A 3,652-nucleotide genomic window follows, 5' to 3' on the forward strand; every position below is an offset into this window, starting at 1 on the left:
ATACATCCTCGGCCAAAAAGGCAACGCGCAAGATCGTCCGCCGCGCAGCGATCAACAAGAACCGTCGCTCGCGCGTCCGCACCTATATCCGCCAGGTCGAAGAGGCGCTTGCCTCCGGTGACAAGGCTGCCGCACAGGCTGCCTTCAAGATCGCGGAGCCGGAATTGATGCGCGCCGCAACCAAGGGCGTGATTCACAAGAACACGGCGTCCCGCAAGGTGTCGCGACTGGCTCAGCGGGTCAAGGTACTGTCGGCCTGACATTACTTGCCTAGACTGACGTTCTTCGAACCCGGCCGTTTGTGCCGGGTTTTTTCGTTTGCCGGCAAGCACTTAAAAAGAATGTCCGGAAACGGCGTCTTATGCGGATTTCACAATAGGGAATAGTTTGCCGGCATATGCATGCCTGCTGTTGATCGGCACGCTTGAAAATCGCCGGCCTAATGATTCTTGGCTGTCAAAAATAGCTTATATTTTTCAAACGCTTACAGATGGTGATCCACAGCTTGTCCACACCGGACTGGCCCGATCGGGGAGAAGTCGCTGTCAAGCGAATTATTTCAGAATATTTCTGTCAGCGCCCGGTTTTTCATATTCGCCGGAAAAGGGTTTGAATCACAATGGCTTTGTTAAAATGTGCCGTCGCGGCATGCCACTCGAACCCGCCTCCACTAACCAGATTCCTTAAAAATCCGTTAGACGTGGCCTTGCCCTATCCACAGCGATTTCGGTAGTGTCGATCTATCGAAAGGGACGGGCTCTGGCTCTTAACCCAAGCCTGAATCGGCCAGCTTAAATTGGCGGGATTTGCAACGCGGATCAAGTCCGCGGACGGCTTTGGTTTGTCTTTTTCGATACGGTAGGGGACTGGCGTAACTAGACATGGCAGGTAGACGGCGCGCCGGCGCTCTTTTCGCCGGACGGTGTTGTATTGCCCTGACATACCCAACGCGGACTGGCTTCCATGGGCCGGCACCGGTTCCCACGGATAATGGGCGACGTTCACCTGCCGGCGGCGGCAGCGGACATCGTAGCAAAGACTTAGGTCGCCGGAACCGGATGCAGGAGGCGCATCCCCGGCGGAAAACAGGTACGGAAGGACAAGGAAAAGATCATGCAGAGCGGCATCGAAAGGGAACTTACGGGCGACCTCCCATTTCCTGGAACTTTGATCGGAGCAAACGACATGGCGGTGTCCAGCGACGCGGAACAGAAATTCGACCGGGTCAAGACCCAGTTGAAGGCGCGCCTGGGAACCGAAGTCTATTCGAGCTGGTTTGGCCGCATGAAAGTCGCCGAGGCTTCCAAGGGCATTGTCCGCATCTCGGTGCCTACCGCCTTCCTGCGCTCATGGATCAACGGCCACTATCTCGACCTCATCTCCGAGCTGTGGAAGCAGGAGGATCCCGATCTTCTCAAGATAGACATCGTCGTGCGCACGGCAACCCGTCAGGGACGCGCCCAGGCCGAGCCAGAGGTAACGCCGGCACGCAGCAAGGTGACACGGCAGACGCAGACGGCGCTTGCCGCAGGCACAGTCAGCCCCAGCCGGGTGGAGCGCGCATCGACTCCGCGTCCGGGCACACCCATCGAGAGCGAATTCCGCCACAACGTTCTGGGGTCACCGCTCGATCCACGCTACACGTTCGGCTCTTTCATCGAGGGGCCGTCGAACCGGGTGGCCTTCGCCGCCGCCAAGGCAGTGGCGGAATCGCAATCGAGCGCGGTGCGTTTCAATCCGCTCTTCCTTCACGCAACCGTCGGGCTCGGCAAGACCCATTTGCTGCAGGCCATCGCCGCGGAATCGCTGAAGCAGAACCCCAAGTCGCGCGTCGTCTATCTCACGGCCGAGTATTTCATGTGGCGCGTTGCCACCGCGATCCGCGACAACAACGCTCTGACGCTCAAGGAGCAGCTGCGCGACATCGACCTGCTCATCATCGACGACATGCAGTTCCTGCAGGGCAAGTCGATCCAGCATGAATTCTGCCACCTGATCAACATGCTGCTCGACAGCGCCAAGCAGGTCGTCGTCGCTGCCGACCGGCCACCATCGGAACTGGAATCGCTCGAACCGCGGGTCCGTTCGCGCCTCAATGGCGGTGTCGCGCTTGAAATGTCGGCGCCCGATTTCGCCATGCGCCTCGGCATGCTCAAATTGCGCCTTGCCACGGCCAGGAGCGACGACGCATCCCTCGACATTTCGGAGGAGATCCTCAATCACGTCGCCCGCACCGTGACCGGCAGCGGACGCGAGCTGGAAGGCGCCTTCAATCAGCTTTTGTTCCGTCAATCCTTCGAGCCGCAGATCACCATCGACCGGATCGACGAAATCCTCGGCCACATCTATCGCACAGGCGAGCCGAAGCGTGTCCGTATCGAGGACATCCAGCGCATCGTGGCGCGTCACTACAATGTGTCGAAGACCGAATTGCTGTCCAACCGGCGCACGCGCACCATCGTCAAGCCGCGGCAGGTCGCCATGTACCTGTCGAAGGTGATGACGCCGCGCTCGCTACCCGAGATCGGACGGCGTTTCGGCGGCCGCGATCACACCACGGTGCTGCATGCCGTGCGCAAGATCGAGGACCTTTCCGGCAACGACAACACGCTGGCGCAGGAACTTGAGCTTCTGAGGCGGCTGATCAACGATCAGGCCTGACCCTCCGGGAGGGCCGAACCGAAACAACGCCGGGATTCAATGGCTTGCCAGTGCGGCGCCGGGCCTGCATCGGGCTCGTGGCATCGCCTGGAAGCGATCTGGATTTCGGTTTTTCGACACTGGCTCGCGGACTTCGGGCGCGTTATCCCCAGAAAGCCCGCGTAGCCGGCCTGAACCGGCGGCGCGGGCTTGCGTTTGCTGGTTTTTTCCTGTCAGTTTACGCAGATTCTGAGCCTATTCAGACCTTTCGCGGGACGCCGCTCACTGGTGACCCGTCATTCATTCAAGCGAGCCTGTTTCGTCATGCGTGTTATCCTGGAACGGTCAAATCTCCTGAAGTCGCTCAACCACGTCCATCGTGTGGTCGAGCGGCGAAACACCATACCGATCCTGTCCAACGTGCTGCTCGGCGCCGAAGGCGCCAGCCTTGAAATGAAGGCAACCGATCTCGACCTCGAGGTGACCGAAGCGACGCCCGCCAAGGTGGAGCGCGGCGGGGCGACGACGGTCCCGGCACATCTGCTCTACGACATCGTGCGCAAGCTCGCCGATGGCGCCGAGGTGATGCTGAAGACGGACGAGGACGGCAACGCCATGACGGTGACGTCCGGCCGCTCGAGCTTCCGCCTTCAGTGCCTGCCGCAATCCGACTTCCCGGAGCTTTCGGCCGGATCCTTCTCGCATATCTTCCGTCTCGACTCGGTTGCCCTGAAAGGCCTGATCGAGAAGACCCAGTTCGCCATCTCCACCGAGGAGACACGCTATTACCTGAACGGCATCTACCTGCACACGCATGAGGTTGGCGGCAAGCTGAAGCTGCGCTCGGTGGCGACCGACGGCCACCGCCTGGCGCGCGCCGAGATCGACGCGCCGGCGGGTTCCGAGGGCATGCCGGGCATCATCATTCCGCGCAAGACGGTGAGCGAGCTGCAGAAGCTTGTCGACGATCCGGATGTTGCGGTGACCACCGAACTGTCGGACACCAAGATCC

At 60.3% G+C, this 3,652-nt stretch carries 3 protein-coding genes; all 3 read left to right on the plus strand.

Annotated elements, in window-relative coordinates; genetic code table 11:
* Positions 1 to 260: 30S ribosomal protein S20 (gene rpsT, locus ENZ75_RS24935; RefSeq protein ID WP_128278389.1), on the plus strand; the 260-nt coding region annotated here is incomplete at its 5' end.
* A 925-nt stretch (positions 261 to 1,185) separates the two neighbouring features.
* Positions 1,186 to 2,661 carry a chromosomal replication initiator protein DnaA gene (gene dnaA / locus ENZ75_RS24940; RefSeq protein WP_245481216.1) on the plus strand — a complete coding sequence of 492 codons (1,476 nt, stop codon included), beginning with the start codon at positions 1,186 to 1,188 and terminating at the stop codon, positions 2,659 to 2,661.
* Positions 2,662 to 2,964: 303 nt separating this feature from the next.
* Positions 2,965 to 3,652 (plus strand): DNA polymerase III subunit beta (gene dnaN, locus ENZ75_RS24945; protein WP_127367170.1); only part of this gene is annotated, 688 nt, incomplete at its 3' end.

Source organism: Mesorhizobium sp. M7A.F.Ca.CA.002.04.1.1, from assembly GCF_004022805.1.
In the GTDB taxonomy this organism is placed as follows: Bacteria; Pseudomonadota; Alphaproteobacteria; order Rhizobiales; family Rhizobiaceae; genus Mesorhizobium; species Mesorhizobium ciceri.